Annotated in this window: 12 protein-coding genes and 1 pseudogene; 7 read left to right on the plus strand and 6 right to left on the minus strand. The window is 62.1% G+C overall.

Annotation, left to right across the window (positions count from 1 at the left end):
- Positions 1-45 precede the first annotated feature (45 nt).
- A complete protein-coding gene (locus tag FAZ95_RS27355) occupies positions 46-2,913 on the plus strand; it encodes an EAL domain-containing protein (RefSeq protein WP_137335609.1) in 2,868 nt (955 codons plus the stop codon).
- A gap of 42 nt (positions 2,914-2,955) precedes the next feature.
- On the opposite strand, the gene FAZ95_RS27360 is transcribed toward FAZ95_RS27355, so the two are convergent.
- Together FAZ95_RS27360 and FAZ95_RS27365 are read right to left on the minus strand one after the other, a co-directional pair.
- Positions 2,956-3,615: a glutathione S-transferase family protein gene (locus tag FAZ95_RS27360; RefSeq protein WP_137335610.1), complete on the minus strand. Its 660-nt coding sequence runs from the start codon at positions 3,613-3,615 to the stop codon at positions 2,956-2,958.
- A 223-nt stretch (positions 3,616-3,838) separates the two neighbouring features.
- Entirely contained in the window at positions 3,839-4,696 is an 858-nt protein-coding gene (locus FAZ95_RS27365) for a sigma-70 family RNA polymerase sigma factor (protein ID WP_254700308.1), read from the minus strand.
- 166 nt (positions 4,697-4,862) lie between these two features.
- Between FAZ95_RS27365 and FAZ95_RS27370 the strand changes: the two genes are divergently transcribed.
- Positions 4,863-5,192, plus strand: coding sequence for a hypothetical protein (locus tag FAZ95_RS27370; RefSeq protein WP_137335611.1), 330 nt, complete (start codon positions 4,863-4,865; stop codon positions 5,190-5,192).
- Between the two features lie 63 nt (positions 5,193-5,255).
- Here FAZ95_RS27370 and FAZ95_RS27375 read toward each other — a convergent pair whose 3' ends face one another.
- Entirely contained in the window at positions 5,256-6,500 is a 1,245-nt protein-coding gene (locus tag FAZ95_RS27375) for an RNA-guided endonuclease InsQ/TnpB family protein (RefSeq protein WP_137337621.1), read from the minus strand.
- Positions 6,501-6,521: 21 nt separating this feature from the next.
- On the opposite strand from FAZ95_RS27375, the gene tnpA reads away from it, so the two are divergent.
- From tnpA to FAZ95_RS27390, 3 genes are all read left to right on the plus strand, one after another.
- Positions 6,522-6,938 carry an IS200/IS605 family transposase gene (tnpA, locus tag FAZ95_RS27380; protein ID WP_137335612.1) on the plus strand — a complete coding sequence of 139 codons (417 nt, stop codon included), beginning with the start codon at positions 6,522-6,524 and terminating at the stop codon, positions 6,936-6,938.
- A 205-nt stretch (positions 6,939-7,143) separates the two neighbouring features.
- A complete protein-coding gene (locus tag FAZ95_RS27385) occupies positions 7,144-8,040 on the plus strand; it encodes a LysR substrate-binding domain-containing protein (protein ID WP_137335613.1) in 897 nt (298 codons plus the stop codon).
- A gap of 384 nt (positions 8,041-8,424) precedes the next feature.
- On the plus strand, positions 8,425-13,926 hold the full coding sequence (locus FAZ95_RS27390; protein WP_137335614.1) for a trifunctional serine/threonine-protein kinase/ATP-binding protein/sensor histidine kinase: 5,502 nt from the start codon (positions 8,425-8,427) through the stop codon (positions 13,924-13,926).
- 45 nt (positions 13,927-13,971) lie between these two features.
- Here the strand turns inward: FAZ95_RS27390 and FAZ95_RS39550 are convergent, their stop codons facing one another.
- Together FAZ95_RS39550 and FAZ95_RS27395 are read right to left on the minus strand one after the other, a co-directional pair.
- Entirely contained in the window at positions 13,972-14,121 is a 150-nt protein-coding gene (locus tag FAZ95_RS39550; RefSeq protein ID WP_175425780.1) for a hypothetical protein, read from the minus strand.
- Between the two features lie 52 nt (positions 14,122-14,173).
- Positions 14,174-14,704 (minus strand): lecithin retinol acyltransferase family protein, encoded by a 531-nt coding sequence (locus tag FAZ95_RS27395; RefSeq protein ID WP_137335615.1) that lies wholly within the window; start codon positions 14,702-14,704, stop codon positions 14,174-14,176.
- 297 nt (positions 14,705-15,001) lie between these two features.
- On the opposite strand from FAZ95_RS27395, the gene FAZ95_RS27400 reads away from it, so the two are divergent.
- On the plus strand, positions 15,002-16,222 hold the full coding sequence (locus tag FAZ95_RS27400) for an acyl-CoA dehydrogenase family protein (RefSeq protein WP_137335616.1): 1,221 nt from the start codon (positions 15,002-15,004) through the stop codon (positions 16,220-16,222).
- 112 nt (positions 16,223-16,334) lie between these two features.
- Positions 16,335-16,636 (plus strand): annotated as a pseudogene (locus FAZ95_RS40240) (carboxymuconolactone decarboxylase family protein); the annotation flags it as partial.
- Positions 16,637-17,078: 442 nt separating this feature from the next.
- On the opposite strand, the gene pdxR reads toward FAZ95_RS40240, so the two are convergent.
- Positions 17,079-18,530, minus strand: coding sequence for a MocR-like pyridoxine biosynthesis transcription factor PdxR (pdxR, locus tag FAZ95_RS27410; RefSeq protein WP_175425781.1), 1,452 nt, complete (start codon positions 18,528-18,530; stop codon positions 17,079-17,081).
- Positions 18,531-18,600: the final 70 nt, after the last annotated feature.

Consider the following 18,600-nt stretch of genomic DNA (forward strand, 5'->3'; position numbering starts at 1 on the left):
AATCCCGTTCAGGCCTTCCACATAAGAAAGCGCACTGAACCAGTCATGAGACCACCAGGACGAGGGTCGACCACCCGCGAGACCAGGGCCGTCGGCGCGAGGCGCACTGCTGCCGCACTCTTTCCGCTATGGCTTGTCGCCATTGTGATTACGGCGTTTGCGTCGTTGAGCATCGCCGTGATGTCGATTTTTCTCGGCTACGTCGCGGGCGAGAGCAATTGGTCGAAAGGCCAGAAAGACGCCGTGCACGCGCTCGAGCGCTTCGCCAGCACCGGCGCAGAAGCGGACTACCAGGAGTTCGAGGCCAGAATTGCCGTGCCGCTCGCGGACCGGACCGCCAAGCTCGAGATGAACAAAGCGGACCCGGACCGTGAAGTCATTACGGACGCCTTTCTGAACGGAAAGATCGAGCCGCAGGACATCGACGGCATGATCTGGCTGTACCGCAACTTCAAGACCACGCCGTGGTTCCGCCGCGCGGCCGACTACTGGGACATCGGCGATATCTACCTGCTCAGGCTGCGCGACATCGGCAACCAGCTTCACGCGCTGGTGACGAGCGGAAAGAGCAACGAACTCGAAGCGTTCCGGCTCGTTTCGGAAGTGCAGCACATCGACGATCATCTCGCGCCGATCGAAGACGGTTTCTCGCGCTCGCTCGACGAAGTCGCGCATCAAACGAGAGACGCGCTGATCCTCACGCTCACGACGTCGGCGCTGCTGCTGCTCGGCGTCTTCACGATGGTCATCTGGCGCTCGTTTTCGCGCAGCGAACGCCTGAACGCCCAGCTGCGCCAGAGCGAGGAGCGCCTGAACCTCGGCTTCGAAGGCATCAGCGCGGGGTTGTGGGACTGGGATGTCGAACGCGACCGCATCTATCACTCGCGCTGGCTCTACGAGCAGCTTGGGTATAGCGCGGCGGATTTGTCGATTCACACGTCGGCGTTCGTGTCGCTCGTGCATCCCGACGACCGCTCGCGGGTTCGCCATGCGATGCGCTATCACCTGGCGAGGAATGCGCCTTACGACGTCGAGTTCCGGCTCAAGATGGGACACGGGGACTACCTGTGGGTCCGCTCGCGCGGCAAGGCGTTGCGCAACGCGGAAGGCCGCGCGGTGCGGATGGTGGGGTGTCTCTTCGACGTCTCGGATCGCAGGCGCGCCGAGGCCGACGCTCAAAGCGAGCGGGAGCTCGCCGAGGTGACGCTGGCGTCGATCGGCGATGCGGTTGTGCGAACCGACGACCAGGGCCGCGTCACCTATTGCAACAAGGTCGCCGAACGCATGCTCGGCCGCACGGCGGCGGACATGTGGATGAAGACGTTCGACTCGGTCTGCGCACTCGCCGACGGTGCGACGTGCGAGTGCGTTCCGACCGGCATCGACCGTCTGCGGCCGCGAGAAGACGCACCCGATACCGAGTTGCCGCGCAATCTCTGCATCGTGCGTCCCGACGGCCACACGCTCGCGGTCGACTACTCGGTGGCGACGATGCGCGATGCCGAAGGCCATGCGCTCGGCACGGTGATGGTGCTGCACGACGTCAGCGCGGAGCGCAAGCACGCCGCCGAGCTCGCGTACCAGGCGACGCACGACGAACTGACCGACTTGTTCAACCGCCGCGAATTCGAGCGCAGGCTGAGCCGCTTGCTCGAACCCGGCGCGGGCGGGCACGCCGAGCACGCGGTGATGTTCCTCGATCTCGACCAGTTCAAGGTCGTCAACGACACGAGCGGTCACGCGGCGGGCGATGAGCTGATCAAGCACGTCGGCGCGACGCTCAAATCGTGCCTGCGCTCGAGCGACATCCTCGCGCGCCTCGGCGGCGACGAGTTCGGCATCGTGCTGCCGCATTGCACGATCGCGAAAGCGCTGCAGATCGCGGACAACCTGCGCCAGGCCGTGGCGGACATCCATCTGCCGTGGGTCGAGCGCGTGCTGACGACGGGCGTGAGCATCGGGGTGGTGGGCGTCGGCGCGAACCTGACGTCGTCGAAGGAAGTCATGAAAGCGGCGGACGTCGCCTGCTATATGGCGAAGGAAAAGGGCCGCAATCGCGTGCACCACTTCCGCTTCGACGATCAGGAATTGTCGGCGACGCATAGGCAGATGGAGTGGGTGTCGCGTGTGAAGACGGCGCTCGAGCAGGATCGCTTCTGTCTCTATACGCAGAAGATCGCACCGTTGAAAAGCAGCCGGAAGAAGGGCAGGGAGAACGCGCAGCGCGGCGCGCACGTCGAGCTGCTGCTGCGCATGAGGGACGAAGCCGGCGCGCTCGTGCCGCCATCGTTCTTCATCGGCGCGGCCGAGCGCTTCAACCTGATGCCCGCGATCGACCGCTGGGTCATCGCGCGTGCGTTCTCAGCGATCGCCGACAGTGCGGACGAGGTCGGCACGTGGTCGATCAATTTGTCGGGGGCTTCGCTGGGCGACGAGCGTCTGCTCGACTACATCGTCGAGCAGCAGCAGCGGCACGGCATTTCGTTGGGACAGGTGTGCTTCGAAATCACGGAGACCGCCGCGATCACGAACTTGCAGAAGGGCATGGCGTTGATCAACAGCCTGCGAGAATTGGGGTGCCGCTTCGCACTCGACGACTTCGGCGCGGGCATGTCGTCGTTCAACTACTTGAAGCATCTGCACGTCGATTACTTGAAGATCGACGGCAGCTTTATTCGCGGCATCGTCAACAGCGCGCTCGATCGCGCGATCGTGCAATCGATCAATCAGGTCGCCCATGCGACCGGCAAACAGACGATCGCGGAGTTCGTCGAGAACGACGCGATCATCGAATGCCTGAGCGAGATGGACGTCGACTATGTGCAGGGGTACGGCGTCGGTATGCCGGAACCGCTGTCGCTGCCCCCGCGGGTTCCGGCGTATGAGGACGCGTTTGCGGACCAGCCGGAATAGGGCCTGCTGGCTTTATTCGCGTTTTTTGTTGGCATGTCCCGATCAATCGCGATCGGGCGCGCCGAGCGGAAAGAACGAGCGGTAGGGCCGCCCTTCGTCGACAGCGCGGGCGAACGAAGGCCGCTTCAACAGCCGTTGCCGGTACGCGATGACATGACGGAAATCGCTGCCGATGCGATGCGTCCAATCCGCGTAGAACAGAGACGGCGCGGCGCTGCAGTCGGCGAGACCGAAGCGGTCGCCTGCGGCCCACTCGCGGTTTGCGATGACGTTGTCGAACCAGGCGTAGGCGGTGTCGAGCATCGCGCGTGCCTCGGCGACGCCGCGTGCATCGCGCTCCGCCTCCGGACGCATCGCGTCGAAGACGATCTTTTGCACCGGCGTCGAGATGTAGTTGTCGAAGAAGCGGTCCATGAAGCGGGCTTCGAGCGCTTCGCGCGGATCGGTTGGCAGCAGCGCCACCGGCCCGGGATAGTGAAGGCCAAGGTACTCGATGATGATGGTCGACTCGCGGATCGTTCGCCCTTCGTCGACGAGCATCGGGAAGCGTTTGATCGGCCAGAGCGCCGCGAACTCGGCCATCAACTGCGGGTCGTCGTGCGTCAGCTTGCGGTATTCGAACGGCGTGCTGTTTTCGTAGAGCGCGATCAGGACTTTTTGACAGTAAGCGGAAAACGGGTGGGCGTAGAGTTTCAGGGGCATCGCTAGTCTCCTTGGGCGGATAGGGATGGCGATCGAACAATCACGCTAGCGCGGGATCGCCGCTTTATCCAACGACGAACGAGGCTGGACGAAATCGACACGGTGCCGAAAAACTTTCGACGGTTCTCTTGCGTCTTCCTGTTTGCCGATGCGCCCCTGGTTCAGCCTGACGTTCAGGAACGGCGGCGCGGGCGATGATCCGTCGCGAGATCGAGGCGGCGAGTCACAGGCTTCGCACGTCCAGGCTCTCCGCCACGTAAGGCGCGTATCGGAAGTCGCGAATGGCGGCGATGCGATCGCCGTCCCAGTCGAGCAGGATCACATAGCGGGCCGCCACGTTCGGATCGCTCGCGAGCAGTGCGGGGCGTCCCTCCGCCCAACCCACGGCGAGCCGGCAATCGAGGTTCTGCTCGTAGCGCGTGAAGTAGATCGAGACGTCCTTGCGTCCGGCGAGTCGAATCCGGTTGACCAAGTCGAGCCGCACTTCCTCGGAGAGCAGGTCGCGCAGCGCATCGAAGTCGCGAGCGTTGAATCGATCGGCGTAGCGAGTGAGCCGTTCGCGATCGTCTTCGGACAGGCTCGGCATCGAATGGTCCGGCGTATCGACGAGTTCCTGGAGCCGGACACGGCCGCGGTGCAGCGCCGACTTCACGGCCGCAAGACTGACGCCGAGGATGTCCGCCGTTTCGTCGAGCGAATAGCCGAGCACGTCCGCGAGCACGACGGTCGAGCGCTGGATCGTCGACAGATACAGAAAGTTCGCGAGACTCGCCGCGGCCGCGACGCGCGCATCGGCGTGCGCGCTGGGATCGGCCAGATTCGACAGCGCCTCGTCCGAGTCGGTCACGCCTTGGCGTTTGCGGCGGCGCAGCGCGTCGAGCGCCGCGTTATGGGCGATGCGCAGCAACCAGCTTTCCGGATGCTGAATCTCGCCGGCGGCTGGAAACGCCTGAATCGCACTCGCGAGTGCGTCCTGCACGACGTCCTCGCCGTCGAACGCCGAGCCGACCATGCGCGTGCAGTAGCGATGCAGGCGCGGGCGCAGGTCCGCCATCAATTGTGCCAACCCGTCCGAATCCAAGGCGCAAGTCTCCTTTTTTCAAGAGGCCAATAACGGTAGACGTTTGGGTCTACACAAAGGATTCGCCGGCGAACAAATATTTTTTCCGCGAATCCTTTGCGTCGCGCGCGTCGTCTTTGGCGTTATCGACACACTTTCGTGCCGAGTCCCTTGAAAGGAAAACGTCATGCAACGAGCTGTCTTTGTTCGCTATACCGTCAAGCCGGAATGCGCCGCCGAAAACGAGGTGCTGGCGCGGGCCGTGTTTACCGAGCTGCGGGAAGCCAAGCCCGAGGGCGCCGCCTATGCCGTGTTCAGAAACGGTCTCGAGTTCGTCCACATCTTCGTGAACATGGCCGCGGATGATTCCGCCGTCATCACGGAGTTGCCGAGCTTCAAGGCGTATTCCAAGGATATCTCTGCGCGCTGCGAAACGGAGCCGGAGGTGGCGCGCTTGAGTGTCGAGATGCTGGAATCCTATGGCTTTGCGGCGACGCCAAGGAGCGGGCGAAACTAGCACCGGCTGCAATCGCCGCAATCGTGCTGCAGAAAGGAAACCTTTCTTGACATCCTCCCCCGCCTAAAGCCGGAGGATTCCTACGGCGTTCATTTCGGCATCGAGCCGCGATGAGTCGCTTCGGTGGGGTCCTGCTGCTGGCGGCATGACTGCGCCGCTCACTTCACAGGCGAACTGGGCGTGCCCCGCCCTTAAGACATTGATTGCGCCGACCACATCGGCGTTTTCCTCGTAACCACACTCGACGCACGCGAACAGCGCCTGCGTCTTGCGGTTGTCCTTCGACACATGGCCGCAGCACGGGCAGGTGCGGCTCGTGTTTTGCGGCGGCACGGCGATGAGATAGCCGCCACGCCACGCCAGCTTGTAATCGAGCTGACGCCGGAACTCGAACCAACCTTGATCGAGAATCGACTTGTTCAGGCCGGATTTAGCCCGAACCTTCTTCCCAGGCGCTTCGGTATTGCCCGCTGCCGACTTGGACATGTTCCGCACCTGCAAGTCCTCAATACACACCATCGCGTGGTTTTGGCTGATCGCGGTTGAGCTCTTGTGCAGGTAGTCGCGGCGGGCGTTGCCGATACGGCCGTGGAGGCGCTGGACGCGGGCTTTCGCCTTCTTCCAGTTATGGCTGAACTTGGTCTTGCGGCTCATCGCCTGCTGCGCTTTGCGCAGAGCGGCTTCTTGCCGTTTGAAGCTGTTCAGCGGTGCGTAGAACGTGCCATCCGACAGCGTGGCGAACCGCGTTACACCCATGTCGATGCCGACCGCCTCGCCGTTCGGGACGGCCTTCTCGACCTCGCGCTCAGTCTGGACGCTGATGAACCACTTGCCGCACGACAGGCTAACCGTGACGTTCTTTACCGCGCCCAGCACGTCCCGACTATGGCGGTAGCGCAGCCAGCCCAGCTTGGGCAGGAAGATGCGGCGGTTGGGTTGATCCAGCTTGATCTGCTTCGGGTCGGGATAGCGGAAGCTGTCGCTTTGCCCCTTCTTCTTGAACCGAGGAAAGCCGGCGCGCTTGGCGAAGAAGTGGGTGTAGGCCCGCTCCAGATCCTTCATCGCTTGTTGCAGCGGATGTGTCGGCGCGTCGGCAAGCCACGGTGTTTCGGTGCCGTTGCGCCACGCCGTGAGTTGCTTGCACAGTCCGGCGTAACCGAGCTTCTTCTCACCACGCTCATAGCGCGCCTTCTGCAACGCCAGCGCCTTGTTGTAGACAAACCGGCACGACCCGGCGAAGCGGCGCATGTCGCGCTGCTGCTCGCCGGTCGGCATCAGTTCGTATTTGAAGGCTTGGAGACGCTGCATCGAAACAGTATAGTTTGGTCTATGGGCAACGACAACGACATCCGGCACGGTAGACATTGCGTCTTCCTGATGCATGTTCACTTGGTCTTCGTAACCAAATACCGCCGCGAGGTGTTCACCAAGGAAATCATCGACGACTTGCGCGACATCTTCGCCAGCGTCTGCTCTGACTTTGAGGCGGAGCTTGTGGAATTCGACGGTGAGGACGATCACGTTCACCTGTTGGTGAACTACCCGCCGAAGGTGGCCGTCTCGACGCTGGTGAACAGCCTGAAAGGCGTATCCAGCCGGATGATCCGTAAGAAAAGCTATCCGAGCATTCGCAGGAAGCTGTGGGGTGGCGCACTGTGGTCCCCGTCCTACTTCGCCGGAAGCTGCGGCGGTGCGCCCATCGAACTCATCCGCCAATACATTGAGCAACAGCAAACACCGCACTGACCGCCTGAAGGACGCCTACGGCGTCCGCGCTATCCTTCCCCGCCCTGCGCCCCGAAGGAAGTCCCTTTGGGGGGAAGAACGGGGCTTGCCGCGCACCTGGTCAGCACGATTGCGGGGCCGCGCGCGGCTTGATTTGCGTGCCGCACGCAAATGAAAACAAGGATAATCCGGCCAGCGTCAAAGAAAATCTTATGGCCGATTATCCATGCGTCCCCGTCTACCGCTTAACGCGCTGCGCGCTTTCGAATCGTCCGCGCGGCATCTGAGCTTCACGCGCGCCGCGCTCGAATTGAACGTGACGCAGGCGGCGGTCAGCCAGCAGGTTCGTTCGCTCGAGGACCGGCTCGGCGCGACGCTCTTCAAGCGGTTGCCGCGCGGGTTGGCCATCACGGACGAAGGGCGCGCTTTGCTGCCGGTCCTGACCGACGCATTCGGCCGCATCGAAAACGTGCTCAAGCAATTCGAGGGCGGCCATTTTCATGAAGTGCTCACGGTGGGCGTCGTCGGCACCTTTGCGGTCGGCTGGCTGATGCCGAGGCTCAAGCGCTTCCGCGAGCAGCATCCGTTCGTCGAATTGAGGCTGCTCACCAACAACAACCTCGTCGATCTCGCGGCGGAGGGGCTCGACGTGGCGATTCGCTTCGGCGACGGAGTCTGGCCCGCGACGCACAACGTGCTGCTGCTCGATGCGCCGCTAAACGTGCTGTGCACGCCGCGCATTGCGAAGCGGCTTGCCGTGCCGTCCGATCTGGCGAGGGAAATCCTATTGCGCTCGTATCGCGCGGACGAATGGGACAAGTGGTTCGAGGCGGCCGGACTCGAACCGTGGCCGGTCAACGGCCCGGTGTTCGATTCGTCGCGGCTGATGGTGGAAGCCGCCGTTCAGAGCGCGGGCATCGCTTTGGCGCCGCCGCGGATGTTCGTCCGCGAATTGCAAACCGGATTGCTTGCCTGCCCGTTCGATACCGAGGTGAAAACCGGCAGCTACTGGCTCACCTGGCTGAAATCGCGGCGCATGTCGCCTGCGATGCAGGTGTTCCGTAACTGGATCCTCGATGAGGCAGGCAATGAAGCGGCGTATCGCGGCGGCGACGATTCCTGATTCGCCAGGTCTCGGGTGCCACAGAAAGTGAAAACTGCGCCAGGTAAGTGAAAAACTGCTGACACACTTGTTGAAAAGTTTTGGGCGGGCGGCGTTCAATCCGAGAGTGCGCGGCCCGAGGCTGTCTCAGTCCGACCCGAAGCAGCCGCTGGGCCAAGCTTCTCGACTATGGCCGCTTTTCAGTGCAAAACTGACACCTGCTCGTAAAGACTCCCTGCAATTTCTCGCGAAACTCAACGGTCACCGGCCAAGGTTAGCTGGCCGCGGGACGCGAATCGTGCCGCGCAAGCGCTCCGCGTGGGCCGGACCTGTTTCACGTCAAGGAGCGGGCTCCGTCTTCATGAGTCGTCAGGTGTATTCTGGCGAGACGGTAGGGGGCGGCAAATGGCTACCCATGTTTACGGCGAGATGTGCAACGACCTCCAGACCCTGTGGGAGGATGGCGAGCGCGTCTTCAGCCGAGCACGACGGACGGCCGATGGCGGCGACGAAACGCGACTCATTGCACGGGCCGCCGTCAAGCAGCCTTGCCCTGCCAGTCTTGACCGGCTCGCTCACGAATTCGAGCTGAAGGGCGAACTTGACGGTGCGTGGGCGGTGCGGCCGCTGGAGCTGGTGCGCGAAGGCGGTGTGACGCTGGTGCTTGAGGATCCGGGCGGTGAGCCGCTCGAGCGGCTGATCGGCGCGCCCATGGCGGTGGGCAGTGCGGTGCGCCTCGCCGTCGGCGTCGCCGCGGCACTGGGCAAGCTTCACCAGCGCGGCCTCGTCCATAAGGACCTCAAGCCTGCCCATATCCTCGTGAACTGCACGGACGGACAGCCGCGGCTGACCGGCTTCGGCATTGCCTCGCGGCTGCGACGCGAGCGACAGGCGCCCGAGCCGCCAGAGACCCTCGCCGGCACGCTTGCCTACATGGCCCCGGAACAGACCGGGCGCATGAACCGCTCGATCGACGCCCGCAGCGATCTGTATGCGCTTGGTGTCACGCTCTACCAGATGCTCACCGGTGCGCTGCCGTTCACCGCGGCCGATCCGATGGAGTGGGTGCACTGCCATATCGCGCGAAAGCCCGTGCCGCCCAGCGAGCGGCTGGAGGGCATCCCCGCCGCGCTGTCGGCCATCGTCATGAAGCTGATGGCCAAAACGGCCGAGGAGCGCTACCAGACCGCCGGCGGCGTCGAGCGCGATCTGCGGCGCTGCCTCGCCGAGTGGGAAACCCACGGTGACATCGACGACTTTGCACCCGGTCAGCAGGACACGCCCGATCGGCTGCTCATCCCGGAAAGGCTCTACGGGCGCGAGGGCGAGGTCGAGACCTTGCTGGCCTCCTTCGATCGCATCGTCAAAAGCGGCGCGCCGGAACTGGTGCTGGTCTCCGGCTATTCGGGCATCGGCAAGTCCGCGGTCGTCAACGAATTGCACAGAGTGCTGGCGCCGCCGCGCGGGCTGTTCGCCGCGGGCAAGTTTGACCAGTACAAGCGCGACATCCCTTATGCGACGCTCGCTCAGGCGTTTCAGAGTCTCGTGCGACCGCTGCTCGGCAAGCGCGACGCTGAGCTATCCGCCTGGCGCGACGCCTTTGTCGAGGCGCTCGGGCCGAACGCACGGCTGATGGTCGACCTCGTACCCGAGCTCAGGCTCATCATCGGCGAACAGCCACCGGTCCCCGAGCTTCCGCCGCAGGACGCTCAACGGCGTTTCCAGCTGGTGTTCCAGCGTTTTATCGGCGTCTTTGCCCGGGCGGACCATCCACTGGCGCTCTTTCTCGACGATCTGCAATGGCTCGACGCGGCCACGCTTGATCTGCTCGAGGATCTGTTGACACGCTCGGATCTGCAGCACCTCATGCTGATTGGTGCCTATCGCGATAACGAGGTGACAGCCGATCATCCGCTGAGGCACAAGCTCGAAGCTATCAAGGCCGCGGGCGGCAAGGTCACGGAGATCGCCCTTGCACCGCTTGAGCGCACGCATGTGCGGCAGTTGCTTGCGGACGCGCTTCACTGCGAGCCCGAGTATGCCGCACCACTGGCGCAACTGGTCCACCAGAAAACCGGCGGCAATCCGTTTTTTGCCATCCAGTTCCTGATGTCGCTCGCTGACGAGGGCATGCTCGTCTTTGACCACGATGCGGCGCGCTGGTGCTGGGATCTCGACCACATTCACGCCAAGGGATATACCGCTAACGTCGTCGATCTCATGGTCGCGAAACTCACGCGCATGCCGGTCGAAACACAAAATGCGCTGCAGCAACTGGCATGTCTTGGCAATAGCGCCGGGACGGCGACGCTCTCACTGGTCCTCGGGACGTCGGAAGAGCTGGTTCATGGGTCGCTCTGGCCCGCCGTCCGGCTGGAACTGGTCGAGCACCGCGCGGCCGGCTACCGGTTCGCCCACGATCGCGTCCAGGAAGCCGCGTATTCGCTGATCGCCGAAGCGCAGCGAGGCGAAACTCACCTTCGGATCGGCCGACTGCTGGCCGAGCACACGCCGACCGGGAAGCGCCAAGAGGCGATCTTCGAGATCGTCAACCAGCTGAACCGCGCGATCCCCCTCATCACATCACAAGCGGAGCGGGATCAGCTCGCCGGGTTCAACCTGATCGCCGGGGAGCGTGCCAAGGCTTCGACCGCTTACGCGTCGGCGCTCAAGTATCTGGTCGCCGGCGTGACGCTCGTGGGCGACGACGGCTGGGTTCGCCAGCGGGAGCTCATATTCAAGCTTGAGTTGCACCGGGCTGAATGTGAATTTCTGACCGGTGCGCTGGCGGCTGCCGACGAGCGTCTGGCGGCACTGGCAGCCCGCACGAAAGATGAGGTCGAAGCCGCGCGCGTCGCATGTCTGCACATGGATCTGCAAGTGACCCGCGATCAGAGCGGCCGCGCGGCCGGCGTCGGTCTCGACTGCCTCCGGCGTCTGGGCATCGACTGGTCGCCGCATCCGACGGAAGAGGAAGTGCGCCGGGAGTATCAGCGGATCTGGTCAACCCTTGGGGACCGCCCAATTGAGGCACTTGTCGATCTGCCCTTGATGAGCGACCCGGCACCCCTCGCGACTCTCGATGTGCTGGCCAAGCTCGGCGTGCCTGCCTTGTACACGGATGCGAACCTGGTTTTGCTGCTCACCTGTCGCATGGTCAATCTGAGTCTCGAGCACGGCAACGCCGACGCATCCTGTCTCGCCTATACGTGGCTCGGCGTGATCGCCGGCATGCGCCTCGGCGACTACGAGACTGGATATCGATTCGGCCAGCTCGGCTACGAGCTCGTCGAACAGCGCGGGCTGAAGTGCATCCAGGCCCTGACCTATATCGCCTTCGGCATCCTGCCGTGGAAGCGACATATCCGGGCTGGCCGCCAACTGTTGCGTCGCGCGTTTGAAGCGACCCACCAAAGCGGGGACCTGAATTACGCGGCGTACACTTGTAGCCACCTGAATACGAACCTGCTTGCCGCCGGCGATCCGCTGGACGAAGTGCAAAGCGAAGCCGAACGGGGTCTCGCGTTTGCGCAAAAGATACGATTCGGTGCTGCCGTTGACCGCATCAACGCCCAGCTCGGCCTGGTACGGACGCTGAGGGGACTGACGCCGACCTTTGGCCGCTATGACGATGGCAATTTTGACGAGCTTCAGATCGAACGCCGCTTCACGGAGAACCCGAATCTGGCCATCGCCGAGTGCTGGTACTGGATCCGCAAGCTGCAGGCGCGGTTCTTCGCCGGCGACTATGGTGCGGCGCTCGATGCCGCATTGCGGGCGCGACGGCTCCTTTGGACGTCGCCAACCTTCGAAATCGCTGAATATCACTTTTACGGCGCGTTGTCGCGCGCGGCCTGTTTCGATACGGCAACGGCTGATGAGCGAGAGGTTCACATAGCGGCGCTTGCTGACCATCAAAGACAACTCGAGATCTGGGCAGGGATTTGCCCGGAAAATTTCGGGAACCGCGCCGCCCTCGTGAGGGCGGAGATCGCCCGGGTCGAAGGCCGCGCGCTCGATGCCATGACCCACTACGATCAGGCAATCCGCTCGGCCCAGGCAAACGGCTTCGTTCACAACGAGGCGCTTGCCAATGAACTGGCTGCGCGTTTCTTCTCGATGCGAGGTTCTGAGAAAGCAGCGCGCGGCTACCTGCAGGATGCCCATGACGCTTATCTGCGTTGGGGTGCGCATGGTAAGGCCCGGCAACTCGAAGAGAGCTTCCCCTACCTCAAGGCCTACGCGGACCATGCGCGCCAGACGGCCACACCCGGAACGCCCATCGAGCAGCTGGATCTCGCTACCGTGCTGAGCGTCTCACAGATCGTGTCGGGCGACATTGTGCTCGACAACCTCATCAATGCGCTGATGCGGACCGCAGTGGAACACGCGGGTGCGCAACGCGGCCTGCTCGTGCTTCCGCGAGATGCCGGGCTGTGGATCGAGGCGCAGGCCGATACGGACGGCGGCTCAGTCACGGTCGCGCTCCGCGAGACACCGATTGCTGCCGCCGAGCTACCCGAGTCGATTCTCCAGTATTGCGCGCGTACACAGGAGAGCGTCATCCTCGATGATGCGTCAGCCCGGGGCGCGTTCATCGATGACGAGTACATCGCCCGCATCCAGGCGCGATCGATCCTCTGCCTGCCACTCGTCAAACAGGGAGGGTTGATTGCCCTGCTTTATCTGGAGAACCGCCTCGCCGCCGGTGCCTTTACCCCGGCAAGGATTGCGGTCCTGAAGGTACTGGCTGCGCAGGCCGCGATGACGCTGGAGAACGCCCGTCTGTACCGCGATCTTGCAGAACGCGAAGCGAAAATCCGGCGCCTCGTCGACGCCAACATCGTCGGGATCTTCATTGCGAATCTCGATGGTCGGATCCTCGAAGCCAATGACGCGTTTCTTCGCATTGTCGGTTACGACCGTGACGACCTCCTGACGGGGCGTCTGCGCTGGACCGACCTGACGCCACCGGAGTGGCTTGAGCGAAACAGAAGCGAGTGGATGCCGGAACTCAAGATCACGGGGACATTGCAGCCCTATGAGAAAGAATACTTCAGGAAGGACGGTAGTCGCGTCCCAGTGTTGATCGGCGTTGCGACGCTGGACGCGCGCGGGACTCAAGGCATCGCGTTTGTGCTCGATCTGAGCGAGCGCAAACGGGCAGAAGCGAATGCACGCCAGATGCAACTCGAGCTCGCGCATGCAAACCGTGTCACGACAATGGGGCAGCTCACGGCCTCGATTGGCCACGAAATGAAGCAGCCGATCGCGGGGATCACACTCAATGCGTCGACGGGCCTGCGTTGGCTTGATCGCGAACCGCCGGATGTTGGAGAGGTCCGTCAGGCATTCGATCGTATCGTCCGCGATGCCAGGCGTGCAGGCGAGGTGATAAATCGCATTCATGGCCTTGTTACAAAGGCCCCGACGTGCAGCGAGAGCCTGCAGATCAACGAGACGATTCGCGAAGTCATGGCGCTCACCTCGAGCGAAGCGAACAGGAACGGCGTCTCTGTGCGGATGCAGTTTTCGGAGGACTTGCCGTTCATCAAAGGCGACCGCGTGCAACTGCAACAGGTGATGCTGAACCTTGTTATCAATGCCATTGATGCAATGAGCGCGGTGGACGTTGGGCCGCGGGAATTGACGATCAGCACCGCCATGCATGAGCCGGGTGCCGTCCTGGTGTCGGTGCGCGATTCGGGGCCGGGGATTGCTCCTGAGAATGCCGAGCGCCTCTTTGAGCCGTTTTACACAACGAAGGCTAGCGGGATGGGCATGGGGTTGTCGATCTGCCACTCGATCATCGAAGCACACGGCGGCCGATTGTGGATGAGCGCAAACGTACCTCGCGGCGCTCTCTTTCAGTTCACGGTGCCCGTCCGTCCAGATGTTTCGTCGTAAGCCGGCCTCGCACTCCAGCACCGCAGGGTATCGCGTGGAGATTCGTCAATCCGCCGGGCAAGATTCGCCTGAATCGGATGCGCTTTTTACAACCGCGCAGGTGCCGCGGAATTTTTCACCAAGGCGCTCGACGACCAGGTTCTCCTCGATGCAATTCAGTGCGCGGCCGCGCGGCATGAGCGAGAGCAATCGCATGGTGCACTCCTTTGTCTCTGCCTGCTTCAAACTTCAGTTGCGGGGTCGCTGTTCATGCTGCGCTAACAACGGTGCGGCCAATTTTCATCTGGTTGCCGATGAAAGTGCTCACGAGGCAGAACAACGTGTGGATGCCCGTGCGCGGATGCGTGAGGCCTACATGAATCTGTTCGCTGCGACTTTCACCGAGCAGGCACCATGAGCAGAAGTGCTCGCAATTGTTTGTCAGCACGCGATAGCGGTTTTCGCCGAGGCGCGAGCGGGCGCGCAGGACGGTCTCCACGCCCGCATACTTCGGGAACGGATGTGGACGCACGGCGATGGCGTGACCGTCGGCGAACTGTTCGAGCGGGATTTCTTCGACCGGGGCGCGATGCGCGGACTTGGCGAAACCAGCGTAGTGAATGACGTTGCCGCGACCGACATAAACGCCATGATGCTCGTAGCCGCATCGTTGCGTGACCAGGTGGGCACCGAGTGCCGGTTCATCATTGAAACTGCAGAGCGCAACGTCCGCCGATGCATAGGCAACCCTGCCGCTTGCGCCTTGCGCATTCCTTGATTGCCGGAAGTTGCGGTTCATGGAGCGACCTCGTTGGTGTCCGTCTGCGAACCAATTTAGGGTGTGCCCAGAGCGACCGCAATTGCACTTTGGGTTAGGTATGACACGACATTCCTTCCCACCTATACGAAGGTGTCGTTTACACCATCGCGCAATTGAGTCGTGCACCGCTGACAGCCTAAAGTTCCTGTCAGGAAGCAACGTCTTCCAACGCTGGCGCAGATCAACTGTAGTCAGTCGCGCAACGTCACGGGAGCATCGCGCGCCTCCGGCACCGAGCACCCCCGACCTTCAAGCCACAGCGACAGGAATCGCAAAATGCCTACCACAGACACAGCAAGCAAGAGCGCCGCGAAGCAGCTTCCGGCGCCGAACAGTGATTTCTATCACTTCGTAGATACCTTGAACGCAGACGAACGAGCGATTTTTCAGAGGGTTCGCACGCTCATGGAGTCCAAAGTCGCCCCGATCATCAACAAGTATTGGGTCGAAGACGCTTTCCCGTTCGAGTTGCTTCCCGCGTTCATGGAGCTGAACCTCGGCGGTCTCGGCATTCAGGGATACGGCTGTCCTGGCGGGAGTCAATTGCTGGTCGGCCTGATTGGGATAGAAATGGCGCGGATCGATGCCTCAATCGCGACTTTCTTCGGCGTCCACAGCTTCCTGGCGATGGGTTCGATCGCGCGTGCTGGGTCGGAGGAGCAGAAACAAAAGTGGCTGCCGCCGATGGCGCGCATGGAAAAGATCGGCTGCTTCGGCCTGACCGAGCCGCTGGTCGGCTCGGGCGCCGCCGGCGGCCTGACCACGACAGCGAAGCGCGAGGGCGACACCTGGGTCCTCAACGGCCAGAAGCGGTGGATCGGTAACGCGCCCTGGTGCGATATCTCGATCATCTGGGCGCGCGACGTCGACGACAATCAGGTCAAGGGCTTCATCATCGAAAACAAGACCACGCCCGGCTTCAGTGTCGAGAAGATGGAAAACAAGATCGCGCTCAAGGTGGTTCAAAACGGTCAGATCACGATGAAGGACTGCCAAGTGCCGGAAGCCAATCGGCTCGCATCGGGCGCCCAGTCCTTCCGCGATACTGCGGGCGTGCTGCGTGGGACGCGGTACTACGTGGGATGGGAATCGACGGGATGCCAGATGGGCGCCTACGAGCACGCGCTCAAGTACGCACAGGAGCGATTGCAGTTCGGCAAGCCGATCGCCTCGTTCCAGCTCATTCAGGACCTCCTTGCAAAAATGCTCGCCAACATCACGGCCTGCCAGTGCATGGTGGTTCGCACAGCACAGCTCGCGGACGAAGGAAAGCTGACGGACCAGCAAGCGGCGCTTTCAAAGGCATTCACGACGTCCAAGGCGCGTGAGACGGTCTCCTGGGCGCGAGAGGTGCTGGGCGGCAACGGCATTCTCGCCGACCACAACGTCGGGCGTTTCTTTGCTGATGCCGAGGCCCTCTATTCCTACGAGGGCACCTACCAGATGCAGAACCTGATCGTCGGCAAGGCGATCACTGGGTTCAGCGCGTTTATCTGAGGCCGCAAGCGAGCCGGCGCGCGTCTCGCCGGCTTTTCCAGAAAGCGTCCGCCCACTTTACGAAGAGCCAGATGCACGTGGCGGCCGAATAGTCCGTGCTCGCAGCGCTTGATGGGAGCAGTATCGCGAGCAACTCACGCTTCGGCACCGCGAATTCTCCAAACTTGCCCCGGAAACCATGGAGGGCATCGTGTCACCAGGTCAAACTGGAGAGAAGACGAACCATCTCGACGCGAAGACGAGGGACTGATTTCTCTCGCCGTTCCCGTGACCACGCGCTGCGATGGCTGCATTGCGTTCCGCGCGAGTGAGGCGAAGAAAGCGGGCGCGACGGTGGAGGAACTTTCGAAAGCGCTCGGCGTTGCCATCAACCTGAATGCTGGCGCCGCAGTAGCGATTCCGTCTCAGGCGGTGGCGCCGTCAGCTGCCACCGTCGATGCTAACTACTCCAATGCGAGGGCTCAAAGCACCGGCATCAATGGCCGTTCTCGATTGCATAGCCGACCTTTGAATGACTGACGGACAGTTTAAGCGACTGACGTCTAATGGCCGAACCCCGCCCGATGCTGAACCAGCGAGCTGGGCCGCCATTCATTGACCGGCATCCGGCGCAAGTCGACCCTTTCCTGCCCCTCGGAATAACTTATTGAGTGTCCGTTTTGGAGTTGAGTCGCGACGATCGCCGATGATTCCCGGCTTTGCCCTCAGTTCGTCACCCAGTAATTCTTTCAGCCCACTACCGAGAGTCACTCGGTTTGCCTGTTCATTCGGGGGTAAGCAAGGCTTCAAGGACGTCGATGGCACGTTAGCGAGCTTGAATTCTTTTGGCTATTCAAACCCGTAAGACATGCATTCGCTATGGGCATGAGCGCAGCGATCGATCTTCACTCTGCCATCCCGAGGCGAGCAAACTGATACCTTTCGTGATCTGTTGTACCGGGGTTCCGCCAAAACCGAACACCAGTATGTCGGACGCACGTCCGACGCTTGAAAATATGTCCCCTCTGTAAATGCCGACTCCCTCTTCGTCCGCTATACGACATAGCGCGTCGACGTCGTAACCGGCGTTCACTCGCGTGGAGATGTGCAGACCGCACGTTGAGTCCAAGGGTGTCAGCCACGTGGAGAGATGATTGCGTATCGCTTCCAGCAAGGTCGCGCGTCGCCTCTTGTACTCCATACGACTGCTGTTCAGGTGGGTAGCGAAATCGCCGCTTACCATGAACTGCAACAATGTATTCTGGACATGCGTGGACGTTTGCCTGTCCACTATCCATTTTGCTCTTCGAAGCCTGTCGAGCAGCCAGGGCGGCGAGACAATGAAGCCTAGGCGGAAAGCCGGCGCCAAAGTCTTTGACAACGAGCCGAGGTAAATCACACGCTGTTCCCTATCAGCTGACTGCAAACATGGGGACGGCATAGTACCGTAGTAAAACTCGCAATCGTAGTCATCTTCGAGAATGACGAAATCATCTATCGCCGCACGCGCGAGCAGCGCTTTCCGTCGCTCCGGCGAGAGCGTAACGCCTAACGGAAACTGGTGATTGGGCGTACAGTACAGGCCGGCAATTCCTTCTGGAATGTCCTCGACCTTGACTCCTTGTTCGTCGACCTGAAGCCGATACAGCTCGGAGCCGGATAGCCGCGCAATATCGGCGACGACGGGAAAGCCCGGATCCTCCACGGCGAATGACGTTCCCGGGCCCAGCAATAGTCTCGACAGAAGATCCAGTGACTGGTGCGTGCCGGTGGTAATGACGATATCCGCCCCCGTACAACGAACGGATCGCGATTGCCGCAAGTAGGCGGCAATCCGCTCGCGCAGCCGCGCGTCTCCCTCCGGCTGGCTATATTCAGAGAGCCGTCCCGGCTCCATGTCGGACGGCCAACGCGCCAAGCGCTTGCGCCGAAATACCTGTTCGACGTCGCTAGAAACTGCGCCTGGACGAAAATCTACATCCACGTCCTTTTGTGGCAGCACGAATCTCTCAACGGGGAGACGCTCCGACCATTCGGATAGACGCAACCGGATCGCTGGGCTTGTAGTGGGGGAGCGGGACGGCGACGGGATTGCGCGCACAAATAGGCCGGAACCGGTACGAGCCTCGAGCCAGCCCTCCGCCATCAACGCCGCGGTGGCTTCTCTTATCGTATTGCGCGACACCCCAAGTTGGAGCGCCCATGTTCGGGACGCCGGCAAGCGTTGCCCCGGCTCCAGGCGACCGTCCTCCAGGGCCGCGTAGATGCCTTCGTACACCTGCTGCTGGATCGGACCGGTGCCGTCCAGTCGAATCAAAAGGTCGCCCACGTGGCCCCCTTCCCTGATACACGTCTTCCCGTGAGGCATTCGTTTTGCCAGATGAATAGTCCTTTACGGC

Source organism: Trinickia violacea, from assembly GCF_005280735.1.
Taxonomy (GTDB): Bacteria; Pseudomonadota; Gammaproteobacteria; order Burkholderiales; family Burkholderiaceae; genus Trinickia_A; species Trinickia_A violacea.

What these genes read in the sequence shown, in the direction of transcription:
- tnpA (WP_137335612.1), top strand. Translation starts at nt 6,522, where the DNA reads ATGGGCAACGACAACGACATCCGGCACGGTAGACATTGCGTCTTCCTG.
- FAZ95_RS39550 (WP_175425780.1), bottom strand. Translation starts at nt 14,121, where the DNA reads ATGCGATTGCTCTCGCTCATGCCGCGCGGCCGCGCACTGAATTGCATC.
- FAZ95_RS27355 (WP_137335609.1), top strand. Translation starts at nt 46, where the DNA reads ATGAGACCACCAGGACGAGGGTCGACCACCCGCGAGACCAGGGCCGTC.
- FAZ95_RS27390 (WP_137335614.1), top strand. Translation starts at nt 8,425, where the DNA reads ATGGCTACCCATGTTTACGGCGAGATGTGCAACGACCTCCAGACCCTG.
- FAZ95_RS27370 (WP_137335611.1), top strand. Translation starts at nt 4,863, where the DNA reads ATGCAACGAGCTGTCTTTGTTCGCTATACCGTCAAGCCGGAATGCGCC.
- FAZ95_RS27360 (WP_137335610.1), bottom strand. Translation starts at nt 3,615, where the DNA reads ATGCCCCTGAAACTCTACGCCCACCCGTTTTCCGCTTACTGTCAAAAA.
- FAZ95_RS27385 (WP_137335613.1), top strand. Translation starts at nt 7,144, where the DNA reads ATGCGTCCCCGTCTACCGCTTAACGCGCTGCGCGCTTTCGAATCGTCC.
- FAZ95_RS27375 (WP_137337621.1), bottom strand. Translation starts at nt 6,500, where the DNA reads ATGCAGCGTCTCCAAGCCTTCAAATACGAACTGATGCCGACCGGCGAG.
- FAZ95_RS27400 (WP_137335616.1), top strand. Translation starts at nt 15,002, where the DNA reads ATGCCTACCACAGACACAGCAAGCAAGAGCGCCGCGAAGCAGCTTCCG.
- FAZ95_RS27395 (WP_137335615.1), bottom strand. Translation starts at nt 14,704, where the DNA reads ATGAACCGCAACTTCCGGCAATCAAGGAATGCGCAAGGCGCAAGCGGC.